This window comes from Bradyrhizobium sp. CCBAU 11430 (assembly GCF_028128855.1).
Lineage (GTDB): Bacteria > Pseudomonadota > Alphaproteobacteria > Rhizobiales > Xanthobacteraceae > Bradyrhizobium > Bradyrhizobium ottawaense.
On record NZ_LBJV01000063.1, the window covers coordinates 23,271 to 46,108 of the forward strand.

Genomic DNA, 22,838 nt, shown 5'->3' on the forward strand with positions numbered 1-22,838 from the left:
CTCTTGACAGTCTCCACTTTGCCATTTTCTCCCAATCGTCACCTCTGCACGCAGAGATGACGAGCCATCAAACTTCAACTTGTCGGCGTACCAGATGGAGGAGATGTTGTGTTCTCAAGCACCCGACCTGTCAAAGACATCGAGCGTGGCGGAATCGAGGGCTGCCGCACGCGCACAACCTGTCATCGGCGGCGTCTCAAGCCAACAGCGAGTATTCAGCCCTGCGTCCGCGCCGCCCGATCACATGCTCAGAATGTGATCGTGCCTCACCACCAATACGGCCAGCGCCATCCTTCATAGCGAACATAGGAAGGCACCAGCGGCGGGCCGTAGGGATCGACGCGGTCGTCCTCGGGGCGATACCGATAGCGCGGAACGACATTGTAATCCCACGGCGTTGGCCTGAGCACCGGCGCCGTGACGATGAGCCGCTCTTGCGGTGCGCGAACGACGACGGCTTTCCGCGTTCGGGCCTCAGCACCTGATGTTGCAAGGCTGCTCAGCACCAGGGCGGTCCCGAGCGCGCAGGCGGCGGTCATTTTTGTCATGCGGTGGTCTCCTTCGCGGCAAGAGTGCAAAAGGACTCGGGGCAAGGCAAGCAAATTTCGCGCGACTTTTTCTGCGGCCATCCTTCGAGACGCCCGCTTTGAGCGGGCTCCTGACAGGATGAGGGTGGAGTACGCGGCGACAGGTTCAGCAGGCCACGATCCCCCTTAGCCTCACCCTGAGGAAACCGCCACCGGGTCCGCAAAGCGCGGCGCGATGACAGGCCCCGCGATCATCTCGAAGGACGAGGCGCGCGCTCGGGCGTTTCAGCGGGCTACGAAGCCCTACACCGCGTCGACCTCCTCAGGCACCGGTCCGGCCACGAGCCCGTCGAGACTGACCATCAGCAAATCGGCGATGTGCATCAGCTGGTACAGCGGAATGTCCGCTTCGCCCTGCTCGGCCAGTGCCACGAAGGCCGGCGTGACACTGAGGCGCTCGGCGAGCTGGCCTTGCGTGTAGCCGCGCATCTCGCGCGCGGCCTTGACGCGCACGCCGATGCCGAGCCGGTGCCGGGCCTGCTCGTCCGCCGTCATCATCGCGGCCTGCTCGTCCGCGCTCGCATAGCCGTCCGCGAACGCGCCGCCGATCAGCCTCTCCTTGCGCCAGGCGAGCCGGCAGCCCTTGCGCAGACCGCTGGAGAAGATCAGCGAAAACTGTTCCGGCACCCATGCCGAACTGTTGAGAGCCACGCGCGCGCCGGTGCCGGAGACATCGCGGATCGTGCAGGGCACGCTGACGATGCTGCCGGTGCCGTTGTCGAACTCGACCATGCCGGTGCGCAACGTGTGATGCCTGACTGCGGCGCGATGATCGCTCATGACAGCTCCCGAAAACTTGCGGTGGCGCCGCATGGCGTATCCGACGCATCCGAAATCGGGGCGAAGATACCGCGGAATTTCTCCGTAACTCCTAAGCTTCCAGCGGTTCAGTCGTGACCGGATGCCATGGTAAAGGAATTGCTCCCGGGCGGCCGCTCTCGGCGGCGTTCGCGTAGCCCGGACGGCGCGCAAGCGTAATCCGGGAAAGGTGTCCGCAGCGCACGGATCGCCGGTCACTCCCGCGCGCGGCGCAGGGCGTGCTCCAGCGTCTTTCTTTGCTTGTCCCAACGGGCCTGCTCAGCCTCGGCGCGTTCGTCGAGCGCGGCCCGCTCGGCGTCGATCTCCTCTGCCCGCGCGTCGTGCTGCCGCCTCGCCTTGGCCAGCGCCGCCTCGGCGATGGCGACCGCCTTGTCGCGGCGGGCGCGCGCCTTGGTGCGGGCGGCCTCCTCCTTACGACGCTGGGCCTCCCGGCGCTTCTCCTCCCTCGCGAACGCCGCGGCGGCCTTGCGCGCCGCTTGATCGTCGATCTCAGGGGATGCTCTCCGCACCGTCCTGGCGGGACGCTTCGTCGATCCCGGCCTGCTCTTGAGCTCGGTCTTTGTCTTGCTCTTGCTTCCGGGTCTGGCTTCGCCCTCGGCGAGATCCGTCGGCAGGGCGGCACTCTCCGTGAACGGGCCGTCCGAGCCGACCGGGCGCCTGAGCACGACACCGGGCCTCGCCATGGTCGCCGCGACGATATCGCGATCCTCAGTCTCCTTCGCCGCGCCCTGATGGAACAGGTTGGAGCTCGCGCCCCAGGCCTCCAGCGCCGCCTTCATCGAAGGTGCCGCGATGGCCTGATCGTAGAAGCCGAGCGAGGTCTGGTAAGTCTTCAGCTTTCGTTTCGGTCTTGCCGGCATGTCGTCCCGATTGTGGTTTCGCTAATCCGGGCTACGAACTTCCAACCAACGCATCATACCCCTTCTCGCTGAACGCCAGCAGACAGAACCCGTGCCCGAACGGATCGGCCAGCATCGCGATCCGCCCATAGGGCGCATCGCACGCCGGCGCTTCCAGGATCGCGCCGGCACCGAGCGCACGCGCGACTGCGGCGTCGACATCATCGACGACGACGTCGATATGCACGGGCGTCCAGTGCCGCTCGTAGCGGCGGCGGTCTGCGCCGGCACCTAACGTGCCGGCCTGCTTGGTCAGGAGATAGACTGGCGCCGGCCAGCCAAGCAGCTCGACGAAGTCGGTGCCGAAGCGGCGGCCGACGGTGAGACCGAAGGCGGCGGTGTAAAAGCTCGTGGCCTGAGCGATGTCGGGGACGTCGATGTTGAGGAGGAAGGTCATGCCGGACTCGTTGCGCGGTTGCGCAGCGAGCGTAGCCCGAATGGAGCGCCAACGTCATCCGGGATGTTGCCGCTCGCTCGGCCCCGGATTTCGCGGAGCCTGTCATCGGGCCGCGCCTCGCGCCGACCCGTTGGCTCCGTCCGGGCTACGCCCTCCGCACAAAGCTCCTCGCGGACGGCACCATGGCATGATGCCACTGTTTTGCCCGACGCGGCAAAGAGAATTCGCAATAACCGAAAACACAAGCCTTATCAAGGCCGTATCTACTGTGCATGGGGTTGTTTTCGCAAAATCGCTTCCGGCGGCCTCACTTGCCTCTCAGGCTGAGGATATAGGCCGAAAGCGCATCCGCCTGCTCCGGCGCGATCACGAGGTTCGGCATGTTCTGGTGGCTGGTCCGCCAAAACACCTTGAGCGACAGCGCGGTGGTGCCGCTCCTGTCGGCGATGGCCTGGAAGCTCGGGGCCTCGTCGAAGAAGCCGGCCATGTGCGGCTCGACGGCGTGACAGCTCTGGCACCACGCCTCTGCCAGACGATGCCCTTCGTCGACCGCGCGCGGACCGGACCTCGGCGCCCCCGCGGCGGTGTGGACGACGCTGAACAGAAACAGCACCGACAACGCGATCAGGACGGCGAGGCCGATGTAGATTCGAGCGCTGTGCGACATGACTATCCCTCGCGATGGCCCGGCAGTTTAGCCAGCTTGACGCCTGGCCGGCACACCGAGTTGATCTGCGTCAACGGATTGCGCCTTCGCATCGCAGCTCCGCGCGCAACCTCAGCACGTCACGAGCTCGGTGTGGCCTCGTGGATCAAGCCGGTCGCAGGGATCGCGGCAACCGCGTAGGCTCGCGCCCGTCAACGACTCACGGAGGCACCACCATGAACGGCAATCGCTATTACGGCGTCCGCGTCGAGGGCGCGAAATACGGCGTCGGCTTCGGCTCCGCGCTCGCCATCGCGATCTCCTACACCAACAACCATTCTATACTGTGGGCGATCGTCCACGGCATACTGGGCTGGTTCTACGTGATCTTCGTCGCGCTGTTTCGGTGATATCGCACCGGCGGGCGATGGCGGTTGCAGGCCGGCGGCAGCTTTCCCTTGCTTTCCTCGACCCTGCCCCTAGGGTCGCGCCGCGAACGAAGCGATCTACGAGAGTTCAACGAGACTTGCCATGACCGACACGATGAAATGCCCCGCCTGCAGCTCCGAGCACGTCTATCAGGACCGCGATCTCTGGGTCTGCCCGGAATGCGGCCATGAGTGGAGCGGTGCGGCGGAGGCGGCGGCGGACACCGCGCAGGACGCGGGCGTGCGCGATGCCAATGGCAATGTGCTCGCTGACGGCGACAGCGTCATCGTAATCAAGGATCTCAAGATCAAGGGCTCCTCCTCGGTGGTCAAGGGCGGCACCAAGGTGCGCAACATCCGCCTGCAGGACGCCAGCGACGGCCACAACATCGCCTGCAAGATCGACGGCATCGGCGCGATGAACCTGAAGTCGGAGTTCGTGAAGAAGGCGTAGCTCGCGCCTACCTTTGCCGCTGCGCCAGATAGAAGCCGCACAGCACCGTCACCAGCCCCGCGGCCTGCAGCATCGTCGGCGGCTCGCCGAGCAGCAGCCAGCCGGTGAGCAGCGTCAACGCCGGCACGCAGGCCGGAAACACCGCGGCGCGGGCAACGCCGAGGCGCTGGACCGAGACGGCGTAGAGATAGAGCGCGGCGGGGCCGGCGAGCACGCCCTGCGCCAGCGCCTGGATCGCATTCTCGCTCACGCCGATCGCCGCAACATGGGCGAGCCCGACGGTTGCGATGTAGACCGGCAGCAGCAGCAGCGACAGCACGTTGATGACCAGCGCTGCCGACACGGCCGAGACGCGCCAGTGGCGCAGAGCTGCGCCGAAGCCTGCGAACATCAACCCGGTGAGCACGAAGATCAAATCGCCGAGCACGCCGTCGGCCCCGATATGACCGATCGATTCCGCGCCGATCACGCCGAGGCCGCCGACGATGACGACGGCGCCGGCAAGCCGTGAGGCCGAGATGTGCTCCTTCAGCACCACCACCGCGAGCAGCAGGCCGCCGAGCGTCGCGCAGGAGGGCTGGATCACGCTGCCATGGCCGAGCGGCACGAACAGGAAACCGGTGTAGGAGATCAGCGACATCACGGGGCCGCCGAGCACCATCAGCACAAGGCCCCTGCTCCAGCCGATGCCGCAGAGATCGGAGATGCCGGCGCGGAACACCAGCGGCAGGAACGCGATCCCCGACCAGACATAGCGATGCACCAGGAGATCGACCGGCGTGAAGCCGAGCTTGAGGCCATGCCGCGTGGCGGCAAAGCCCAGCGCCCAGAACAGCGCCGCGGCAAGGCCGCAAGTTACGCCGACCAGTGCCGGCGCCGCATCCTTGTTCTGAGAGAGAGCGTCTGCGCCGCTCGTCCGCTGATCCATGGACCAAGCCTTATGTCAGCGCATATACCGCCTCAACCCACGCGGCTGCAGGGCTGGCACGCGGCGGTGATTGTGGGCTCATGCATCACGCCTCCTGCTCGAAGACCATCCGCCATCCCTTGCGCGTATCCATGTATTCCCGCACCTGCCTGATCCGGTCGCCCGACACCGTGAACACGAAGCAATAGTCGTTCTCGTACGGCTTGCCGCCGCCCAGTGTGGCGCGCATCCGCTCCTCCACGATCACGACATCGCCGTCGGCGTAGACGCCGCGGAACGCGATATCGATGTTCGAGAACATCTTGTGCATCTCCTGCGCGATGAAGCGCGCGATCTGGTGCGGTCCGGCCATGTGGTCGGTGTGATCGAGCGCGACGGCGGTGGCATTGCCCTTCGGCGCGATCCATTCGGCGTCGTCGGTGAACAATGCGGCGATGCGCTCGGCATCGCGCGACGAAAAGATCTTCCACGCGTTCAGGACGATATCTTTTGGGCTGGACATGATGCGCTCCCTCGTTTTCGTTGAGGGGCGTCTTCTAGGGCGCGATGCGCCTTGCAGCTCGCCACAATCGGACTCGGTCATCCCGCAGCCCTTCCGCCGCTACCGGCATGCGCTATGATCCGGCCATGCTGTGCTTCGATGTCTGCAACGCCGCGCGCCTGCGCCGCGATCCCCGGTATGACGGCCGCTTCTTCACGGCGGTGAAGACCACGGGGATCTATTGCCGCCCGGTCTGTCCGGCCAAGCAGCCGCTGACGCGCAATGTCGCCTATTATCCGACGGCGGCGGCGGCCGAAGCCAGCGGCTTCCGGCCCTGCCTGCGCTGCCGACCCGAGACTGCGCCGTTCTGCCCGGCCTGGAACGGCACGCGCTCCACGGTGGCGCGGGCCATGAAACTCATCGATGGCGGCGCGCTCGACGAAGGCTCCGTGGTCGATCTGGCGATGCGGCTCGGCATCTCCTCGCGTCATCTGGCGCGCCTGTTCGAGCGCCACGTCGGCGCGACGCCTCAGCAACTCGCCAGGACGCTGCGGGTCCAGCGCGCCAAGCGCCTGCTCGATGCCAGCAACCACACCATGACCGATATCGCATTCCAGGCCGGCTTCGGCAGCCTGCGCAGATTCAACGCCGCCTTCGCCGAACTCTACGGCCGCTCGCCGTCAAGCCTGCGCGCGCGGAGAGCTTAGCGCGCCGCGGGAAGTCGCTCAGAAAAATCCGGGGCTGAGATCGAGGCCGTAGGTCAGGCTCAGCACGAACACGAACAAAGCGGCGGCGGCGAACAAAGCTGTCTGCTTGAGAATGAACGCACGCGGCGACGTGGTGGCGGCAACGACTTTCTGCGCAACGGGCATAATGGCCTCCATTATGACTTCAAAATTGGCCGCAACAATGCGGCGGCCGCATCAAGCAACGCGACGTGCAAAGCAACTGTTAAAAGGATCAAGCCCGTTATGAACGGGCATACATCACCGGCACCTTCACGCGAACTTGTTCGCGGCCGGATTCTCAATCAGCGCATCGGTGTCAATTCATCGTGCCAGACATTTGCACGATGCGCGAGCAGCGTCGATTTCGATCACGTGATGCAGATGGAGTCCCGCCTCTCCGCGGAACCCATCTGCCGTTCACGATGTCAGCTTAGTGGGCCACGCCAACGGTCGCGGTCTTCACCTTGCGAGGGCTGAGCACCTTCGCCTGGTGGACCGAGGCCAGCGTGGTCGACGCAGCGGTCTGCTGCTCGACATGCCCGGCGCCGAGGACGCGAACCTGCAAGGGCGTGACCGGAAATCCATTGGTCTCGTAAGTCGGCAGTTCGGCGGCGAAAGCCGCGGTGCTGCCCGCGATCGTCAGGATGGCGGCGGCGATCGACAGAGTCTTCTTGTTCATTGGTAATGCTCCTGAGTGGAAGAGTCGGAGCATATTTAGGCGCGTTTTGCTGCGTTGCGACATGTTTTGTTGCATTGCAACAGCGCGTGCTGTGCATGGCGATATGTTTAATGCGTACAAGGCGTTGGCCGAATCACCGCCGGCCGCGACATGACGGTTTTATGGACGGTGCTCAGCCACCGAGCACATTGCCCCAGCCATCGAAGAGATAGGCCTTCCAGGCCACGGTTCCGTCCTCGCCCGGGCGGCTGGCCTGGCGATAATCGTCGGCCTGGTCAGCGGTCCAGGTGATGATCGTGTCCGTGAGGCGATCGTGCAGGATGGCGGGCTCGGTGGGATCGAAGGCGTCCATGGGACGAAGCGAGGAATGCGTCATGGCCGACCAAACGCGCCAGCCGCAACAAAGTTGCCGCAACGCATCGGCAAGAGTGTTGCCCACCCCACACTCCAGCATTGATGCAGTTGCGCGAGGCGCCCCTATTTCAACGCCGTCGCCAGCGCCTGCAGCTTTGCGACGAGATTGGTGCCGAGCGCATAGATGATCTCGATGATTGCGAGCGCGATGCCGGCTGCGATCAGGCCGTATTCGATCGCGGTGGCGCCGGATTCATCGGCGACGAATTCAGCCCATTTGCATTTCAACTTCACAATCGTGTCCTTCCCAACTCTGCCGGAACGGCCGGCAGGCGAGAAATGCACGATTACAATCCAAGATTGAATGAATTCGATCGCTTCAAGTTACGACAATGAACGCCGCATTTGCTGGCGATTCCGTTGAAAACCGCAGTGGGAACTCGCGTTGCAGCTTGGCAACACCTCCGCGAAAAGCCCGATTTCGCCGAATTACGCCATTGCGTCGCCACACGGTCCCCCGAACAATCGACGCGCTGCGTGCCTTTCCGTGCAAGACTGTTTTTGCATCATGACTGTTCCGACAAAGCGTGTCCGAACAGAACCGTTTGGAGGCAGGGATCATGAACGATCGGCGGTCTCTTCTGGTGGCGGTCGCGTGCCCCTCGGCCGTTCTCGCCGGCTGGCTGGCACTTTCCCTCTCCGCCTATGCCCCTGCCCTCATCGAGAACAGCGGCGCCAATGCCGCTGCCGTGTCGCGCGCGAAAGATCTCAGCCGGCTCGACCTCGCGGACGTGCCGCACGCTGCGACGATCGAGGACGGCATCGCCTTGACCGCCGACATCGCGGCTGCGGTCGCTGCGGCACCAACCCCGACGATCACTGAAGCGGTGCCCGAGCCTCCCGCCATCAAGCTCGCCTCGGCAGATCCCGCGCTGATCCTTCCGACGGAGACGCCGCCCGCGCCGCAGATATCGCCTGAACCAGAACCCGTTGTCAGCGAGGCTGCCCCAGTTGCAGCGCCGGCGCCCGTCAAGCTCGCATCTGCCGATCCCACCGAGATCGTGACGACCGACGCGCTGTCCCCCGCGGCGATCGCGAGCGGCCCCGTCACGCCGGCGAGCAAGGCATCGCCGCCGGCCGACACCGTCGCCGTGCTCGACGAATGCTTCGTCATGGATGCCTGCATCGACCGCTACCTCTGGGCGCTCTATCAGCGCACCGCAAAAGAGGACTCGATCAAGGTCCAGGAGCGCCGCGCCGTCACCATCAAGCGCAAGGGCAAGACGGTCACGGTGATGCGCAGCTTCACCAAGCTGGTCGACCAGGATTTCACCTGGAAGGATCCGAAGGCCGCCGAGCACGCCGGCATGTCGATGATGGACTACGTCATCGGCGGCATGGACAAGAGCTTCAAGCGGAAGCTGTTCCGCACGCTGCTCGCCGCGGAAGCCGCTGGACTCTCGCCCGGCATCACCAGCGCGTTCCGTGACGATTATCGCCAGTCGATCGCGAGCGGTCTGAAGGCCGCCTCCGACCGCTCCTATCACGGCGGCAGCACGCGCGGCGGCTACGGCCATGGCATGGCGGCGGATATTGTCAGCACCCAGGGCAATAACCGCGCGCAGCGCTGGGTCTCGACGGAAATTCTGTGGAAGTGGGTCGACGCCAACGGCAAGGCCTACGGCATCGGCCGGCCCTATCTCGGCCGCGATCCGCCGCATGTCGGCCCGGTCGACGGCGCTGAATACATCTCAAAGCGTGGCACGAGCGAGCGCAAGGAAGTCGCCAGCGCCAAATCGAAGAAGACGAGGACTGTTGCGAGCGCCAAGCCGTCAAAGGCCCAAAAGGCACAAGCCGCGCGTGAGCAGAAGAGCCCGGCCAAGCCGCAGAAATCGGCGCAATCGACCGGCAAGCGCGCGACCTGAGACCATTACGGCGCGCGCCCCGGCGTCGGCAGCGGCACGAGCCGCATCTCGGCCGTGCCGGCGTCCTGCGTGCGCACCAGCACCGCAAAGATGGTCTCGACCGCCAGCCGCACTGCGACCTCCGTCGCCTCGCCCTTGGCCAGATGCGCGGCGATCAGGCCCGTGAGGAGATCACCGGTGCCGTAGGGGCGGATCGGCAGGCGCAGCGTCGCGAAGCGCGACAATAGCCCGTCGGCGCACAGGATAGTCTCCAGCTGTCCTTCGGGCGTATCGGCGAGCGTGCAGCCGGTGGCGACGATTTCGATGCGGCCGATCCCCGCCAGCGCCGCACACGCGACGCGCAGTCCCTCCGCATCCGCGGTTCTGAGGCCTGTGAGCAGCTCGAGCTCGAACTGGTTCGGCGTGGTGAGGTTTGCTGCCGGCAGCAGCCGGTGCCGGACCACGTCCAGGATGCCGTCGGCGACATAAACGCGGCCATCGTCGCCGATCACGGGATCGCAGAGATAGACGAGCTTCGAATTCCGCGCGAGCGCCCGCTCGACGAAATCGGCGATGACGGCGGCGTTGCCCGGCGAGCCGAGATAGCCCGTCACCAGCACGGCCGCTTCGTCAACAAGCCCGCGCTCCTCGACGCCGGTCAGAAGATCGGCAACGAGCTCGGTCTCCAGCACCCGCCCGTGCAGGCTCGGATAGCGCGGATGGTTGGACAGCAGCGTCGTCGGCACCGCCGCAACGTTCACGCCCTCCGCCTGGATGGCATAGGCGGCGGCGCTGTTGCCGACATGGCCGTGGACCACCTGGCTTTGAATGGAGATGACGAGCATGAAAGAGGTCCGTAGGGACAAACGACGGGCGATGCAAGTGTAGCCCGTCTCCGCCCCGCGAGCACGCGGCGCCCGCACTTCAGCGTCGCGCGAGTTCGCCGAGGTAAGCGCAGAACATGTCGGCCAACCCGTCGGCATGGCGCGCGATCTCGGCCTCGCTGCGCGGCGTCTCCGAAAACCGCTTGCCGACCTCGCTCAGCGTCGTCTTGATGAGCTCGCCGGCAAGCGCGCGGGTCGCCTCGGAGGCTTTGGGCAGCGCCTCCCGCATGAACGCCGCGATGATCCCCTCACCGGCGGCCCGCGCGTCCTGCGCCTCGGGCGCGTCGCGATAGAGCGGTGCAGCGTCGCTGAGCGCGCCGCGGATCGCGGCCTCCTCGCACTCGGACAGAATGAAGGCGTGGACCAGCGCGCGCAGCCGCACCGGCGGTGGCTTCGTCCGGTCCGCGAGGATGCCGCGCAAGAGGTCGCTCGTGCGCCGCCACTCATCGCTCTGGAGACGGAACAGGATCGCGGCCTTGTTCGGAAAATATTGATAGAGCGAACCGACGCTCACCCCGGCCCGCTCCGCCACTCGCGCCGTGGTGAAACGCTGCGCGCCCTCCTTCGTCAGGACCTGAACAGCGGCATCGAGAATGGCCGCGACAAGCACGCTGGAGCGGGCCTGTTGCGGCTGTTTTCGTGAAGAAATTGAACGGCTTCGACGCTCGGCCATGGCTCACTCGGGCAATGCGAATAGGAAATGCGACGAATTAGTCGTATTTCACTCGGCACGCAAGCACGCGTTTCTTCGCCAAACCTGGAGACCTCCAATGACCACCCCGACCATCACAACGCTTGCGCCGCTGCTGGACCGCCTGTTCGACGAGGCCGATGCAGCAAACGGCGCAACGCGCGCCGCCGTCGCGGATTTGTCCGACGCAGAGCGGGCGCGCTTGATGCGCAGCAAGACCGACTATCGCGACCTCTACGGACGCCTGAAGGACGCACCGCTCGCGGTCTCCCGCGAGACAGGCCACCTGCTCTACATGCTGGCACGCAGTTCAAGCGCCAGGGTGATCGTTGAGTTCGGCACGTCGTTCGGCATCTCGACGCTGCACCTTGCCGCAGGCCTGCGCGACAATGGCGGCGGCCGTCTCGTCACCAGCGAGTTCGAGCCGTCCAAGGCGGCGCGGGCGCGGGAGAATCTCGTCGCCGGCGGCTTGATCGACCTCGTCGAAATCCGTGAAGGCGACGCGCTGAAGACGCTCAGTACCGATCTGCCTGCTACGATCGACCTCGTGCTGCTCGACGGCGCCAAGGCGCTCTATCCGGAGATCCTTGATCTGCTGGAAGGCCATCTCGGACCGGGTGCGATCATCGTCGCCGACAATGCCGACGACAGCCCGGACTATCTGGCGCGCATGCGCGCGCCCGGCAGCGGCTACATGTCCACGCCCTTCGCCGAAGACGTCGAACTCTCCGTGCGGATCAGCTGACACCAGTCGAAACGCCACGAAATTTTGGAGCCGCCGCGCTATTCACCAGGCGGCGGCTTCATGCTGCGTTCCCTGGTGTCGCAGCCTCGTCACTCACACGTGATACCTCGTTCTGGCCAAAGCCTGGCCCGGCGTGCTAAACATACCTACCGCGCGGTATCTTTCCGTCCGCCCCGCGCCGGAGTTGATCATGACCTCCGCCTTCAATGCCTACGCAGCGCTCGCCCTCGCCATCGTTCTCGAGGTCACGGCGTCCGCCTTCCTGCAGCAATCCGCCCAGTTCACCCGACCGTGGCCGACGCTGGCGATGGTGCTGTTCTATGTCGCCTCGTTCTATGCGCTGTCGGTGGCGATCCGCGTCATTCCCTTGAGCATCGCCTATGCGATCTGGGGCGGGGTCGGCATCATCCTGACGGCGACCGTCTCCTTCGTGCTGTTCCGCCAGATGCTGGACGCCGCGGCCTTCGTCGGCATAGCGTTGATCGTATCCGGGGTCCTGGTTATCAACCTGTTCTCGCAGGCCAGTGTGCATTGATGGCGGAAAGCCGCTACACCCGCGCCAAGCAGCCGGAGCAGGTCCGGCGCGCCCTGCTCGACTGTGCCGCGGCAATCGCCATGGACCATGGCGTCGCCGGAGTTACCGTGCAGGCGGTGGCAGTCGCGGCCGGCGTCACCAAGGGCGGACTGTTTCACCACTTTGGCAGCAAGCAGGCGCTGATCGAGGGCCTGTTTGCCGACCTGCTCGCGCGCGTCGATGCCGAGATCGACGCCGCGATTGAAGCCGATCCGAAACCGCGCGGCCGCTTCACGCGGGCCTATGTGAATGCCGTGTTCACCGGCCAGGCCTTCGGCTTCGCGACCCCATGGGCGGCGTTGAGCATGGTCGTCGTCACCGATCCGCCGCTGCGCCGGCTCTGGAACGACTGGATCAAGGCGCGCCTGAAGCGTCATCGCACGACCGACGACGCGCCCGATCTGCAAATCGTACGTCTCGCTGCCGACGGCGCATGGCTCTCCTATGTCACGACGGGACAGACGCGGATGAGCGCCGAGCTACGCGCCGTGCACGCACGGCTGCTCGCGCAGACCTATCGGCGCAGATAGCGGCCCCGCACGTCCTACTGGCTCTGCACCGGCTTTGGCGGACGCGATGCGGATCGCGCGGGCTTCTTGGCGGGCTTGGTAGCAGCGCGCGGCGGCGGAGTATCGACTGACTCAAGATACGCCGCGAGCGCCTTGGCCGAGTCCGAGCTGGTCGCGTAATGATCCCTGAGAAACCAGGACAGCGTCAGGCTGAAGCGACCCTTGGCAAGGCCACGCGGACTGCGATGGCAGGTCGCACAGCCCTCAGCGAAGAGCTTTGCGGGCGGCTTGCCGGCGTCGAGATTTTGCGCGGCGCCGGCCGTCACCGTCAGAACAGCGGCGGCTGCAACGGTCAGCACGGGCACGATCCGGTCGCGCCCCGATCGAAACAGCGATCTCAAATGCCGTCCCCTCGCCCGCCCTTCGGTCACGCCGCCGACAGCTGATCGAACTCCGGCGGTGCGTAGGCCTTGCCGTCCTGGTCGGTGATGACGACCCGCCACCCCTCGCTCGCCCACACCTTCGCCTTCGCCACGATGAGCAGCCGGCTCTCTCGGGCGAAACTGTACTTCTCGTTGTCGCGTTCTGCGATCATCTTGTAGGCCAATTCGCATCCCCTTGCGTCGCCCTGCACCCGCCTCCTCGTGGCAGCGGGCTTTGGCGGCAATTCGCCGGGAGCGTGGCAATTTGGTGCCATCCGCAGGCATGGCGCAGATGATCGGCCGGCGACCGGCGTCGAGCCGTGCCCCGCAAGAATGCGATTCCAACCCGTCGCAGGTCTCCCCCTGCGACGACGGAGCCGTCTACAAGTCGTGCTGGGCCATGTCGTGCCGGATCGGCCGCCGGGGGCGGCCCGTCACGGCAGCAACGGAACCGATCGTCCCATGGCCGAGCCCCCGCTAGTGCACGCGGATGATGTGGGGTCGGCCGAGATCAATCAGCCCTTGCACCGCAGAGAGGCGGTCGTCGAGGGCTGCGATGGTGAGCAGCAGGTTGTTGCGGCGCTCGTCGAGCATGCCCATCTCGGCGCCGGTGAGCTTGGCGCTCGTCCGTTCCTTGTGGATTCCTTCGAGGGATTCGCGCAGTCCGGCAATCAAGCCGGTCAGCTGCTTGGCCTCCTTCGTCATCGAACGCTTCGCGACATTCTGGCGGCGCGTCTCCGCCTGGCTCTGTCTCATGTCATCCTCCCGTGCCCCGCTGCCCCGAGTGGATGCTTACAGCTTTGGGTAGACATGTTACGATCGATGAAATCTGCCCGCGAAGATCTGTCTTAAATTGTAAAGGCCTCGACACAGCGAAGAAAAAGCCCGGCACCAGGGCCGGGCTTTTGCTTGGCAATGCTAGTGCTTCTGATGTCCGCCAGCGGGGCCGCCCGCCGGGGCGCCGCCGCCACGCGGGGCGGCATTGATGTGCGGAGCACCGCCCCCGCCGCCGTGCGGCATTGCGGGCGCGGCCGCGCGCGGCGCCGGCATCTGCGCACGGGCATTCATCGGCGAACCATGGCTCACGCTTGGCTGGGCGACATGCGGCGTCGCGGGACGCGCTGAAGGCGCGGCCACACGCGGCGCTTCGTGCGCGCGGGCCATCGGCTGCGAGCGCACCGTAGCGCGGGTCGCGGCGTGCTCGCGCATCATGCGGGCTTGTGCATCACGCGGATTGCGGGTCTGCACATTGGTCCGCTCATGCGCGATGCGCTCACTTCGTCCAACGCGGGCCCGGTCGGGCGTAACCGCAGCGCCGCGCTTGGCGATCGCAGCGTCGCGCTTGGCGATCGCAGCGTCGCGCTGTGTGGTCGCGGCGTCACGCGTTGAGATCGCGGCGGCCCCCTTGCCGCGCACACCGCTGCGTTCGAGTGCGATCGCGGCGTCGCGCGTTGCCGCGCGGCCGATGCGGGCAGCACGCGGATCGATCGTCATCCGCGTCGCGACGCTCTGATGCGAGGTCCAGTAATTATTCCAATAGGCATGGCGTCGATACCAGGGACGTCCCCCATAGTAACTCGACCAATACGAGGTCAGCACGAAGGGAACGACGGGCACATCGATCTCGTCGACATAGTCGGGGAGATAGACGTAGTGATTGCGATAGAGATATTCGAGATATTGCGACGACACCCAGCCGCGATCATCAGAGAAGCTGACGTCGCACCAGGCATTGCCGCGCAGGCAGCCATGGATGTTGACGCGGGCGCCCCCGGGGACGCGATCGACCAGGGGAAAGCCCGAGCCCGGTCCGGCGCGCAGGCCGGTCGAGACGGTAACGATGCCCGGCGCGGCCAATGCGGCTGTCGGGACCAGCAAAAATGCTGCAACTAAAGCGGTTCTGAACTTCATGGCGCATTCCTCCTTTGAGAGGCGGAACGCGCCAGCGGAACAGGCGTTCCGCGCACGAGGGTCTCATCCGTCGAAAGACTGAAACGCACGCCGCGCGCGGTTCAATATTCATCCGCCGTTCATCGACCTGCGCAGACGCAGCTCGACCGTCACTTGATCCGCAACATGAACCCGTCGAAGTAGGACGCGAGCCCGGCATAGTCATCGAGCGGCAGTACGCTTGCGACATACTGGTCGGGCCGCACCACAACCGTGCAGCCCGCCTTCCGATCGATGCCGCGCATCGCAAAGACGTCGTGGCCGCTCTTGAGGTCCGGACAGAACATTTTCTCGTAATCATACAAGCCATAACGGCCCTTGCTTGGGAGCAACATGGGCGGCATTGCCTCGATCGCGAGCTCTCGATGATCCTGCTGAAACACTGCGCGCAGATCGATCACGCTGTCGATGTCGAGATTTCTGGACGTATATCGCCGGATCGGCGATTCCCGGGACTCGGCGAAAAAATTGCACAAGCGACGAATGGCCGAGTCCGAGGCAGCGGGATTCTCAGCGGGCGAGAACGCGTAGATCCGAAAACGACCGTCGGCCTGCGCGGCATGACCCAAATGCACCGGCTTTGCGTCCGCAAGTCGGATCACGGGCGCCGAGTGGAAGCGCTTGCCGATGATGAATCCCTCTGCGAGATGCTGATGCGAGGCTGCACCGGTGAGAATCGATGGCGTGTAATGTGTCGCCGTGCCCGCGGTGTAGCGGCCATGCCTGACAAAATAGTCCTGTGTCCTGGCGGCGTCGCCGCCACCCGCTTTTGCTGACGAAGCTAAAATTCCCGCCCACTCGCGATCGAAATCGATCAGCTCTTCCGCAACCGCCTGACGCTCCGCCGAATAGGAATGCATCAGGCTCGGGGCGCACTGCTTCCGGAGGACGGCGGCAAGCTTCCAGCCCAGATTGAAGGCGTCCTGCATCGAGACGTTCATGCCCTGCCCCGCCTTCGGGCTATGCGTATGGCAGGCATCGCCGGCGATGAAGACGCGCGGCAGGCGCGTTGCGATCTCGGCTTCCGGCACGTCGTCGAACTTGTCGGTGAGACGCTGGCCGATCTCGTAGACCGACCACCAGGCGATCTCCTTCACGTCGAGCGTATGGGGCTTCAGGATCCGCTGCGCTTTCGCGATCACGTCATCGGCGGTGACGTTGCGGCTGGCGACGCGCTCGCCGGCATCGAGCTTGGCGAGCTCGACATAGATGCGGACCATGTAGCCGCCTTCGCGCGGAATGATCAGCAGGCTGCCGTCCTTCGCCGATTGGATCAGCGACTTGAAGCGGATATCCGGGAAATCGGTCACCGCCAAGACGTCCATCACGCCCCAGGCGTGGTTGGCGGAATCGCCGTGCAGCTCGCGCCCGATCGACTTGCGCACGGTGCTGCGCGCGCCATCGCAGCCAACGACATAGCGCGCCTTGATCTGCTCGACCTTGCCCTCGCTTGCGGCATCGACGCGTTCGAGGCGCACGGTCACGGCATGGTCGGCTGGACCTGCAGCCGGATCGACCTCGAGGTCGAGCAGGCGGCGGCTGTAGTGAGGGGCGAGCTTGGCCGGCGATTTCCGCATCACGTCGAGAAAGCCGTCATGGATGCGCGCCTGGTTGAGGATGACATGCGGGAATTCGGACAGGCCGTCCTCGACGTCCTGCACCCGGCCGCTGCGGACGATGGTCTCGGGCTGGCCCTCGTCCGGCTTCCAGAATGTCGTCTCGTTGACCCAATAGGCCTCCTTCAGCACGCGCTCGCTGAAACCGTAGGCGTGAAACATTTCCATGGTGCGGCAGGCGATGCCGTCGGCCTGCCCGACCAGCAAGCGATCCGGCTTCTGCTCGACGATGCAGGTCTTGATCTCAGGGAATTGCGCAAGCTGGGCGGCGAGCGTGAGGCCGGCCGGTCCACAGCCGACGATGAGGACATCGACCTCGCCAGGCACGGCGCCCGCCGCGCCCGGGGCTTGAACGCGCTCGGCGGGGTCGGCGATGTCAGGGTCGCCCGGCTGAAATCCATTCAGATGGAATTGCATGAGGCTCTCCCGTCAACCTTCTGTTTTGATATTGCTCAGTATGCTGACTATCAGTATGCTTGTCAACGATCGTACGCCGTCCTGCCTCCGAGGAGAATTCGGTGAAAGACAACAACGACATGCCCGGGCATCTGGCGCGCCGGTTCCAGCAGATAGCCGTCGCGGTGTTCCTGGCCGAGGTCGAGGATGCCGGCTTCGATCTCACGCCGGTGCAATACGCCGCGCTTGCGACCATCAAGGCCAATCCGGGGCTCGACCAGGTGACGCTTGCAGGGCTGATCGCCTATGACCGCACCACCATCACCGGCGTGATCGACCGCCTCGTGCAGAAGGGACTGGCCGAGCGCCGCGCTTCCAGCCGCGATCGCCGCGCCCGCGAACTCGAGATCACCGACGAGGGCCGGCGCACGCTGCGCAAGATCACCCCGGCCGTGGAATCGGCCCAGCGCATCCTGCTGCGTGGCCTCAGCGCAAAGGAGGGCGAGGATCTGATGCGGCTGCTGCGCAAGGCGATTGCCGCCGGCAACGATCTGAGCCGCGCCCCGCTCCGCGATCTGCAGGCATGATCCGGTATTTTTGTACGTAATTGTCGCAGGCCTGCGAAACCAGGAACTAACCTTCGGCTGTTACGGTCGGCAACATTCTGCGCTTAACGCGCGATTAACTTTGCCGGTCGGGAGATCAGGATGTTCAGGTTCCTCATTGCGGCAGCGGCCGTCGCGCTCTCGACCGGTCATGCGCTCGCAAACGGCCATGGCGGCGGCGATGCCGCTCCTCCGCCCAAGCCCGAAGCGACGACCGCACCGGCGAAGGTGGTCCTGACCAAGCAGGGTCCCAAGCTCGTCGATCTCAAGGGCATGACGCTCTACTATTACGAGCGCGACACCACCGGAAAGACGTCGAACTGCAACGGCAAATGCACCGAGAGCTGGATGCCGTTGCCCGCAACGGCCGACGCCAAGGCCATTGGCGACTTCACCGTGATCAGCCGCAACGACGGCAGCAGGATGTGGGCGTACCGCTATCGCCCGCTCTACACCTCGGCCGCCGACAAGACGCCGGGCGACGTCAACGGCAATGCGACGACCCTGCAATGGCGCGTCGCCCGGCCCGGCGAATAAGCAAAGCCGCCATCAGCGTGCCCGCATGCGCACGATGATCAACTCGTCGGGATTGGGACGCTGTGCGCTCACCCGCGCCAGCGCGCGCCGGTCTCGGCCTGCGCGTTCTGTCCGGGCGGCAGCACCACGACCATCGAATTGAGCTTCACCCGGTCGTAGAGATCGATCACGTCCTCGTTGCGCATCCGGATGCAGCCGGACGAGATCGCCTGCCCGATATATTCGGGCTGGTTGGTGCCATGAATCCGGTAGAGCGTGTCCTTGTTGCCGGAATAGAGATAGATGCCCCGCGCGCCCAAGGGATTGGCGGGACCGCCGGGAACGCGCGCCGGGTACGGCCCGAGCCGCGCCTGGATATCTGCCGTCGGAACCCAGTCCGGCCATTCCGCCAGGCGACCGACCCGCGCGACGCCGGAGAACGCCATGGCTTCCTCGCCGACCGCAACGCCGTAGCGGATCGCCTTGCCCTCTGGCAGCACGTAATAGAGATAGCGTGCGTCGGTATCGACCAGGATGGTACCCGGTTGCTCCTTGCGCTGATAGTCGACGACGTGACGGAGATATTGTTCGGGCACATTCGCTTGCGCGTAAGGCGTGTGCGCAAGCAACTGCCGGTCGCGCGGCGTCATGCTCGCGTCGGTCGACGGCGAAAGCGTTGCCTGCATGCAGCCGCCCAGCGGCAACAAGGCAACGACGAACAAGGCGATTAAAGATCTTGGCACCGCCGGCCCCCGATAGCGGATAGCAGCGCCCCCAGCATCCCCAGATGCTGCCAAAATCGTGCTGAAAACAAGGCAGCGCGGAACACGTGCGCGTGTTCAACAAAAGGGGTTCCATCACCACAAACGGCGGAAGACCGTCGCATCATCTCCATCCCCTCGCCTTGCTTTGGTCAAACCCGGCTGGACTCGTGCGTCATCGTGCGAGGCTCATCCGGTTGGGATGGACTCACCCCAAATAGATCGGCTCGCGCCAATGCGGACGACCAGTATTTCAAGCGCCCGGCCTTCAAACACCGGGCTTCAAAGGAGCTGCGATGCTCGCGACGCTGAACCCCAAGCAAATCGTCGATGAGATCGTGAAGGACACGGTCAAGGACAACGATCCGCACGACGCGATTCAGATTTCGCCCGACATTGTGCTGGCCTCGCGCCCCATCAGCGTTGCGCCCGCGCTGGCGCCTGACATTGCGACGCGTCCGGAGCCGAAATTCGCGCCGGAGCCCAAAGCCTTGCTCGAGCGCAAGATCTCTATTGAGCCCAAGTTCAGTCCCGTCTCGGAGCCGCAGGCGGCGCCCCCGCCCTCTGTCGACACGGCCGTCCGTGTCGCGGCGAGCGATGGCCTCGGTCCGCGGAAGCGATCCCCCGCGGGCAAGTGGCTGCGCGGCGCTTTCGTCACGTTTCTGTTTGCAGGCGGTAGTGCGGCCGCCACCATCGCCTGGGAGAAACACGGCGACACCGCCAAACAGATGTTCGCCGAATGGACACCGGCATTGACGTCGCTGCTGCCATCGACATCGCAGACCGCGCCGGTCGCTGCCGCGCAGGCCGCACCGCCCGTGGAGCAGGCCGCCCCGCCCGCACCGCAAGCGGCAACCGATCAAACGGCCGATCAATCGGCGACACCGCCCGCAGTCCAGGTCGCGGCCGCTGCGCCCGCAGCGACGCAGTCCGATGCAGCGCAGTCGGTGCAAGCGATGACGCGCGACCTCACCGCGATGGCGCAGCAGATCGAAACGCTCAAGGCCAACATCGCCGAGTTGAAGGCCGGACAGGAGCAGATGGCGCGCGAGATGGCAAAACCGCCTGCGCCGAAGCCGGTAGCTGAGGTCAAGCCTGTTGATCCGCGCACACGTGCTGCTGCGGTCCCACCGCGAGCTCCGTCACCGCCGCCGGTTCGCAAACCGAAACCGGTCGTGTCGCACACCTACATGCCGGCCTATTCGCCCGCGCCGCTCGCAGCTTCGCCGCCGCCTTCGCAGGCTGCCGCGATGCCGCCGCCGCCAGCCGCACCTGTTACCACGACTCAAGCCGTCGCCGATGACGATGGACCGGTCGTGCGCCCGCCGATGCCGTTGCGCTAGACCGAGACCGCGCAAGCAGCACGGCGCGCTGCGACAACATCGCGTAGGCTGTCCGAGTCGATGTGATGCGTTGAGTCCGGACAATTACGGAAAGCGATTTTTCTCGCTTAAGAGAAAAGGCCGTCGGGATCTATGCCGGCGGCCTTCTCTTGCAGCTGCCGGTTCCCGGAGCCCGGTTCTGCTGCAATTCCATGCCTTATGATCACGCCAACATATTTAATTAAATGTTAAGGCCGTCAGACGCTGCACATCATTTCTGCGCCATAAGCACAGAGATTGCGCGGTCCGTTCATCGGTAGATGTCGACTCAGTGGTACCATCCGACATGTGTTGAGACTTCCACTGAAGCTCATCTCGTCACACCGGGGAATTCGGATGCCGTACTACTCTTTCGATCTTGTGGTTGGTGGAGAGTTCAGGAACCAGGGCGGAATCATCCTCGAAGACATCGAGGTTGCCTCCGATCGCGCCGACCAGCTCGCCACCGAGCTGTCGCAGGTGAAGCCGGAGCTGCAGCAAAAGGGTTGCGCGGTGCGCGTTACCGATCGCGACGACAACGAGCTTTACCGCACGCCGCTCGATCCCGTGCCGGCCTGGCGCCGCTGACTACTCGTCAAGCGCCGGCGGCTCGAACCAGTTCGTCAGCGACAATCCGCCGTCGACGACGAAGGCTGCGCCGGTGACGTAAGCGGAGAGCTTGTTCGACAGGACGGTAAGCGCCATCGGCGCAAGGTCATTGGCCTCGCCGAGACGCCCGCGGAATGTGCCGCGCCAGCGCGGGATCCGCGACGAACCCGCCGGCGGCGATCGCGCCGGGCACCAGCGCATTGACGCGGATGTCGTGGCGGCCGAACGTCTTGGCCAACTCCTTCACCAGCATCGCCATCGCCGCCTTCGCCGTCGAATAATGCGGCAGGTTGCGCGGCGTGCCCGCATGCAGCGAGGTGAGAAACAGGAACGAGCCCGGCCGCTTCGCCGCGATCAGCCGCTTTGCGAGTTCGCGCGCCAAGTGAAAGCCGGCATCGAGATTGACGGCATGCATCTGCTGCCAGATCCTGCGATCGACCGCGAGCGCATGATCGGCCTCTCGCCGCGGCGGCGATGCGCTGTGGACGAAATGCGTGATCCCCCCCAACGCAGCGTCTGCGGTAGCAAGCAGCGCGTCGCACGCATCCAATTCGGCGAGATCGCCGACCCAGGGCACCGCCAGTTCTGGCCTCTTGCTCGCGCCGATCGCGGCGCTCACCCGCTCCGCGCTGATGTCGGCAAACACGGTCCGGACGCCCTCGCCAACCAAGGCCTGCGCGATGGCGCGCCCGATGCCGTTGCCCGCGCCGGTGACGAGCGCTGTGTCGCGGGCAGGATCGAATGGCGTGCTGAACAGGCTCATGTCGCTCTCCGAGGCCGGGATGCGGGCCACGATAGCGCACCGCGCCGGGGCGCGACAAATTCGCTCCGGCACCATTGCGGAGCAGCCCGCCGGACGCTAGCCTCCCAAAAAAATGGAGGAGATACCAAGGATGCGCTACGGTTTCCTGATGGCTGGCCTGTTGCTGATCGCCGCTCCGGCCAAGGCCGAGGACCATCTACGCTCGACCTATGTGACCCTGGTCCTGCAGGCCTTTGCCACCAAGGTCGAATGCCCGGGCACGGACGTCGTCTACCAGGATCTCGTACAGAAGGCGGCGCAGATGAAGCTGCCCGACGGCACCACCGAGAAGGTGCGCAAGGCAATTGCCTGGATGCATACCGGCGGCAAGATGGGCGAGAAGCAGGACGACGATCTGATGGCCGAGGTCGCGGTGGCGACCCAGGCGACCGATCTCAACCAGCGCCGGCTCGGCATGCCCAACTGGTGCGAGGCCCAGAAGACCAACCTCGCCGGCCTGATCCGGGCCAAGGGCGGCTAGCAAGCCGGCTGTCGCGGCGTTAAGCACACCGCGACGGAACCTGCGTTTCGGCCAATAATCGTCACATTCCTCGCCAGCATGCGGGCTCCTTCGCACAGGAGAAGCCCCATGCGGATGACGCATCTCATGGTCGCCGGCGTGCTCGCGATGAGCGCAGCGCTGGCCGCCCCGGCACAGGCAAAGAACTCCGACGCCCAAAAGGGCGAGGACAAATCGACCACCTCATCGTCCTCATGCAGCGCCTATCAGCAGGCGCCGGACGGATCGTGGGAGCAGCTCCCCTGCAAGGAGGCGGGCGAGCGCGGCCAGCCGCAGACGCAGCAACGATCCCCGGCACGGGGGCCGGATCGCGAGGAACGCTGAAGCGTTTCCGGTCCGGCGATCAGCTCTGGTGCGGCCCGCGGATGATCTTCATGGCGTCGGCGATGTGACGCCATTCCTTGGCCTCGTCGGCCTCGCCGCGGCCGTCGCAGGCCTGGGCCTGCTCGGCGGCCTTCGCGATCGCAGCAAATCCATGCCGCTCGAGCATCTGCCGCGCGACGGTGTGGACCTGGACCTCGGACATCATGGGCGCTCTCCCGTCATGAGGATACCGCGGCGCCCGGCTCGGCG

At 65.3% G+C, this 22,838-nt stretch carries 34 protein-coding genes; 13 read left to right on the forward strand and 21 right to left on the reverse strand.

Translation table 11 applies throughout. From position 1 onward, the window contains the following. Positions 1-266: 266 nt before the first annotated feature. The 5 genes from XI04_RS22400 to XI04_RS22420 all read right to left on the reverse strand — a co-directional run bounded on the left by XI04_RS22400 (position 267) and on the right by XI04_RS22420 (position 3,369). Positions 267-548 (reverse strand): hypothetical protein, encoded by a 282-nt coding sequence (locus tag XI04_RS22400; RefSeq protein WP_028144876.1) that lies wholly within the window; start codon positions 546-548, stop codon positions 267-269. A 282-nt stretch (positions 549-830) separates the two neighbouring features. Beyond that, positions 831-1,367 (reverse strand): helix-turn-helix domain-containing protein, encoded by a 537-nt coding sequence (locus XI04_RS22405; protein WP_271609431.1) that lies wholly within the window; start codon positions 1,365-1,367, stop codon positions 831-833. 233 nt (positions 1,368-1,600) lie between these two features. Then, complete coding sequence (locus XI04_RS22410; protein ID WP_038946619.1) at positions 1,601-2,266, reverse strand: hypothetical protein; 666 nt, start codon at positions 2,264-2,266, stop codon at positions 1,601-1,603. Between the two features lie 31 nt (positions 2,267-2,297). Further along, entirely contained in the window at positions 2,298-2,702 is a 405-nt protein-coding gene (locus XI04_RS22415) for a VOC family protein (protein WP_271609432.1), read from the reverse strand. A 307-nt stretch (positions 2,703-3,009) separates the two neighbouring features. Next, entirely contained in the window at positions 3,010-3,369 is a 360-nt protein-coding gene (locus XI04_RS22420) for a c-type cytochrome (RefSeq protein WP_173015851.1), read from the reverse strand. A 215-nt stretch (positions 3,370-3,584) separates the two neighbouring features. On the opposite strand from XI04_RS22420, the gene XI04_RS22425 reads away from it, so the two are divergent. Together XI04_RS22425 and XI04_RS22430 are read left to right on the forward strand one after the other, a co-directional pair. Then, the gene (locus XI04_RS22425) at positions 3,585-3,758 is read left to right on the forward strand and encodes a hypothetical protein (RefSeq protein WP_162832229.1); all 174 of its coding nucleotides are present in this window, start codon (positions 3,585-3,587) and stop codon (positions 3,756-3,758) included. A 121-nt stretch (positions 3,759-3,879) separates the two neighbouring features. Continuing rightward, positions 3,880-4,230, forward strand: coding sequence for a zinc ribbon domain-containing protein YjdM (locus tag XI04_RS22430; protein ID WP_028144881.1), 351 nt, complete (start codon positions 3,880-3,882; stop codon positions 4,228-4,230). A 7-nt stretch (positions 4,231-4,237) separates the two neighbouring features. Here the strand turns inward: XI04_RS22430 and XI04_RS22435 are convergent, their stop codons facing one another. Continuing rightward, positions 4,238-5,158 carry a DMT family transporter gene (locus tag XI04_RS22435; protein WP_028144882.1) on the reverse strand — a complete coding sequence of 307 codons (921 nt, stop codon included), beginning with the start codon at positions 5,156-5,158 and terminating at the stop codon, positions 4,238-4,240. An 85-nt stretch (positions 5,159-5,243) separates the two neighbouring features. After that, positions 5,244-5,660, reverse strand: a complete 417-nt coding sequence (locus XI04_RS22440) for a nuclear transport factor 2 family protein (protein ID WP_271609433.1) — start codon at positions 5,658-5,660, stop codon at positions 5,244-5,246. Between the two features lie 107 nt (positions 5,661-5,767). Here XI04_RS22440 and XI04_RS22445 point away from each other — a divergent pair, with 107 nt between their 5' ends. Then, entirely contained in the window at positions 5,768-6,346 is a 579-nt protein-coding gene (locus XI04_RS22445) for a bifunctional transcriptional activator/DNA repair enzyme AdaA (RefSeq protein WP_271609434.1), read from the forward strand. Between the two features lie 18 nt (positions 6,347-6,364). On the opposite strand, the gene XI04_RS22450 is transcribed toward XI04_RS22445, so the two are convergent. The 4 genes from XI04_RS22450 to XI04_RS22465 form a co-directional block, all read right to left on the reverse strand. Beyond that, positions 6,365-6,511 (reverse strand): hypothetical protein, encoded by a 147-nt coding sequence (locus XI04_RS22450; RefSeq protein WP_162832230.1) that lies wholly within the window; start codon positions 6,509-6,511, stop codon positions 6,365-6,367. 286 nt (positions 6,512-6,797) lie between these two features. Further along, positions 6,798-7,046, reverse strand: a complete 249-nt coding sequence (locus tag XI04_RS22455; RefSeq protein ID WP_271623768.1) for a hypothetical protein — start codon at positions 7,044-7,046, stop codon at positions 6,798-6,800. 172 nt (positions 7,047-7,218) lie between these two features. Continuing rightward, on the reverse strand, positions 7,219-7,485 hold the full coding sequence (locus tag XI04_RS22460; RefSeq protein ID WP_240536257.1) for a hypothetical protein: 267 nt from the start codon (positions 7,483-7,485) through the stop codon (positions 7,219-7,221). 38 nt (positions 7,486-7,523) lie between these two features. Next, positions 7,524-7,688 carry a Flp family type IVb pilin gene (locus XI04_RS22465; RefSeq protein WP_028144887.1) on the reverse strand — a complete coding sequence of 55 codons (165 nt, stop codon included), beginning with the start codon at positions 7,686-7,688 and terminating at the stop codon, positions 7,524-7,526. 332 nt (positions 7,689-8,020) lie between these two features. Between XI04_RS22465 and XI04_RS22470 the strand changes: the two genes are divergently transcribed. Then, positions 8,021-9,325 carry a hypothetical protein gene (locus XI04_RS22470; RefSeq protein WP_152103041.1) on the forward strand — a complete coding sequence of 435 codons (1,305 nt, stop codon included), beginning with the start codon at positions 8,021-8,023 and terminating at the stop codon, positions 9,323-9,325. 5 nt (positions 9,326-9,330) lie between these two features. On the opposite strand, the gene pdxY is transcribed toward XI04_RS22470, so the two are convergent. Both pdxY and XI04_RS22480 read right to left on the reverse strand, forming a co-directional pair. Further along, positions 9,331-10,149 carry a pyridoxal kinase gene (gene pdxY / locus XI04_RS22475; RefSeq protein ID WP_038970165.1) on the reverse strand — a complete coding sequence of 273 codons (819 nt, stop codon included), beginning with the start codon at positions 10,147-10,149 and terminating at the stop codon, positions 9,331-9,333. 79 nt (positions 10,150-10,228) lie between these two features. After that, positions 10,229-10,861, reverse strand: a complete 633-nt coding sequence (locus XI04_RS22480) for a TetR family transcriptional regulator (RefSeq protein WP_038970164.1) — start codon at positions 10,859-10,861, stop codon at positions 10,229-10,231. Positions 10,862-10,958: 97 nt separating this feature from the next. On the opposite strand from XI04_RS22480, the gene XI04_RS22485 reads away from it, so the two are divergent. The 3 genes from XI04_RS22485 (at position 10,959) to XI04_RS22495 (ending at position 12,728) form a co-directional block, all read left to right on the forward strand. After that, positions 10,959-11,624, forward strand: a complete 666-nt coding sequence (locus XI04_RS22485; protein WP_038970163.1) for an O-methyltransferase — start codon at positions 10,959-10,961, stop codon at positions 11,622-11,624. Positions 11,625-11,814: 190 nt separating this feature from the next. Then, complete coding sequence (locus XI04_RS22490) at positions 11,815-12,159, forward strand: DMT family transporter (RefSeq protein ID WP_038970162.1); 345 nt, start codon at positions 11,815-11,817, stop codon at positions 12,157-12,159. Then, on the forward strand, positions 12,159-12,728 hold the full coding sequence (locus XI04_RS22495) for a TetR family transcriptional regulator (RefSeq protein ID WP_038970161.1): 570 nt from the start codon (positions 12,159-12,161) through the stop codon (positions 12,726-12,728). The genes XI04_RS22490 and XI04_RS22495 overlap by 1 nt, the downstream gene beginning before the upstream one ends. Positions 12,729-12,742: 14 nt before the next feature. Here the strand turns inward: XI04_RS22495 and XI04_RS22500 are convergent, their stop codons facing one another. The 5 genes from XI04_RS22500 to XI04_RS22520 form a co-directional block, all read right to left on the reverse strand. After that, positions 12,743-13,063 carry a hypothetical protein gene (locus tag XI04_RS22500; protein WP_271623771.1) on the reverse strand — a complete coding sequence of 107 codons (321 nt, stop codon included), beginning with the start codon at positions 13,061-13,063 and terminating at the stop codon, positions 12,743-12,745. A gap of 71 nt (positions 13,064-13,134) precedes the next feature. Beyond that, positions 13,135-13,341, reverse strand: coding sequence for a hypothetical protein (locus XI04_RS22505; RefSeq protein ID WP_028144895.1), 207 nt, complete (start codon positions 13,339-13,341; stop codon positions 13,135-13,137). Positions 13,342-13,606: 265 nt separating this feature from the next. Beyond that, positions 13,607-13,885, reverse strand: a complete 279-nt coding sequence (locus tag XI04_RS22510; RefSeq protein WP_038946607.1) for a hypothetical protein — start codon at positions 13,883-13,885, stop codon at positions 13,607-13,609. 162 nt (positions 13,886-14,047) lie between these two features. After that, complete coding sequence (locus tag XI04_RS22515) at positions 14,048-15,040, reverse strand: SH3 domain-containing protein (protein WP_038970160.1); 993 nt, start codon at positions 15,038-15,040, stop codon at positions 14,048-14,050. 149 nt (positions 15,041-15,189) lie between these two features. After that, entirely contained in the window at positions 15,190-17,112 is a 1,923-nt protein-coding gene (locus XI04_RS22520) for an FAD-binding monooxygenase (protein WP_271611577.1), read from the reverse strand. A gap of 101 nt (positions 17,113-17,213) precedes the next feature. Between XI04_RS22520 and XI04_RS22525 the strand changes: the two genes are divergently transcribed. Both XI04_RS22525 and XI04_RS22530 read left to right on the forward strand, forming a co-directional pair. Then, positions 17,214-17,678: a MarR family winged helix-turn-helix transcriptional regulator gene (locus XI04_RS22525; RefSeq protein ID WP_028144898.1), complete on the forward strand. Its 465-nt coding sequence runs from the start codon at positions 17,214-17,216 to the stop codon at positions 17,676-17,678. A gap of 120 nt (positions 17,679-17,798) precedes the next feature. Then, positions 17,799-18,233: a COG4315 family predicted lipoprotein gene (locus XI04_RS22530; RefSeq protein WP_028144899.1), complete on the forward strand. Its 435-nt coding sequence runs from the start codon at positions 17,799-17,801 to the stop codon at positions 18,231-18,233. Between the two features lie 68 nt (positions 18,234-18,301). On the opposite strand, the gene XI04_RS22535 is transcribed toward XI04_RS22530, so the two are convergent. Further along, on the reverse strand, positions 18,302-18,898 hold the full coding sequence (locus XI04_RS22535; RefSeq protein ID WP_162832231.1) for a L,D-transpeptidase: 597 nt from the start codon (positions 18,896-18,898) through the stop codon (positions 18,302-18,304). A 371-nt stretch (positions 18,899-19,269) separates the two neighbouring features. On the opposite strand from XI04_RS22535, the gene XI04_RS22540 reads away from it, so the two are divergent. Together XI04_RS22540 and XI04_RS22545 are read left to right on the forward strand one after the other, a co-directional pair. Beyond that, positions 19,270-20,316, forward strand: coding sequence for a hypothetical protein (locus XI04_RS22540; RefSeq protein WP_028144901.1), 1,047 nt, complete (start codon positions 19,270-19,272; stop codon positions 20,314-20,316). A 375-nt stretch (positions 20,317-20,691) separates the two neighbouring features. Further along, positions 20,692-20,922 (forward strand): DUF6894 family protein, encoded by a 231-nt coding sequence (locus XI04_RS22545; protein WP_018322949.1) that lies wholly within the window; start codon positions 20,692-20,694, stop codon positions 20,920-20,922. 127 nt (positions 20,923-21,049) lie between these two features. Here XI04_RS22545 and XI04_RS22550 read toward each other — a convergent pair whose 3' ends face one another. After that, complete coding sequence (locus tag XI04_RS22550) at positions 21,050-21,706, reverse strand: SDR family NAD(P)-dependent oxidoreductase (RefSeq protein ID WP_271623769.1); 657 nt, start codon at positions 21,704-21,706, stop codon at positions 21,050-21,052. 130 nt (positions 21,707-21,836) lie between these two features. Between XI04_RS22550 and XI04_RS22555 the strand changes: the two genes are divergently transcribed. Both XI04_RS22555 and XI04_RS22560 read left to right on the forward strand, forming a co-directional pair. Next, a complete protein-coding gene (locus XI04_RS22555) occupies positions 21,837-22,226 on the forward strand; it encodes a hypothetical protein (RefSeq protein WP_028144903.1) in 390 nt (129 codons plus the stop codon). A 108-nt stretch (positions 22,227-22,334) separates the two neighbouring features. Then, on the forward strand, positions 22,335-22,589 hold the full coding sequence (locus XI04_RS22560; RefSeq protein WP_028144904.1) for a hypothetical protein: 255 nt from the start codon (positions 22,335-22,337) through the stop codon (positions 22,587-22,589). Positions 22,590-22,608: 19 nt separating this feature from the next. Here XI04_RS22560 and XI04_RS22565 read toward each other — a convergent pair whose 3' ends face one another. Next, positions 22,609-22,794 carry a hypothetical protein gene (locus XI04_RS22565; RefSeq protein WP_028144905.1) on the reverse strand — a complete coding sequence of 62 codons (186 nt, stop codon included), beginning with the start codon at positions 22,792-22,794 and terminating at the stop codon, positions 22,609-22,611. Positions 22,795-22,838: the final 44 nt, after the last annotated feature.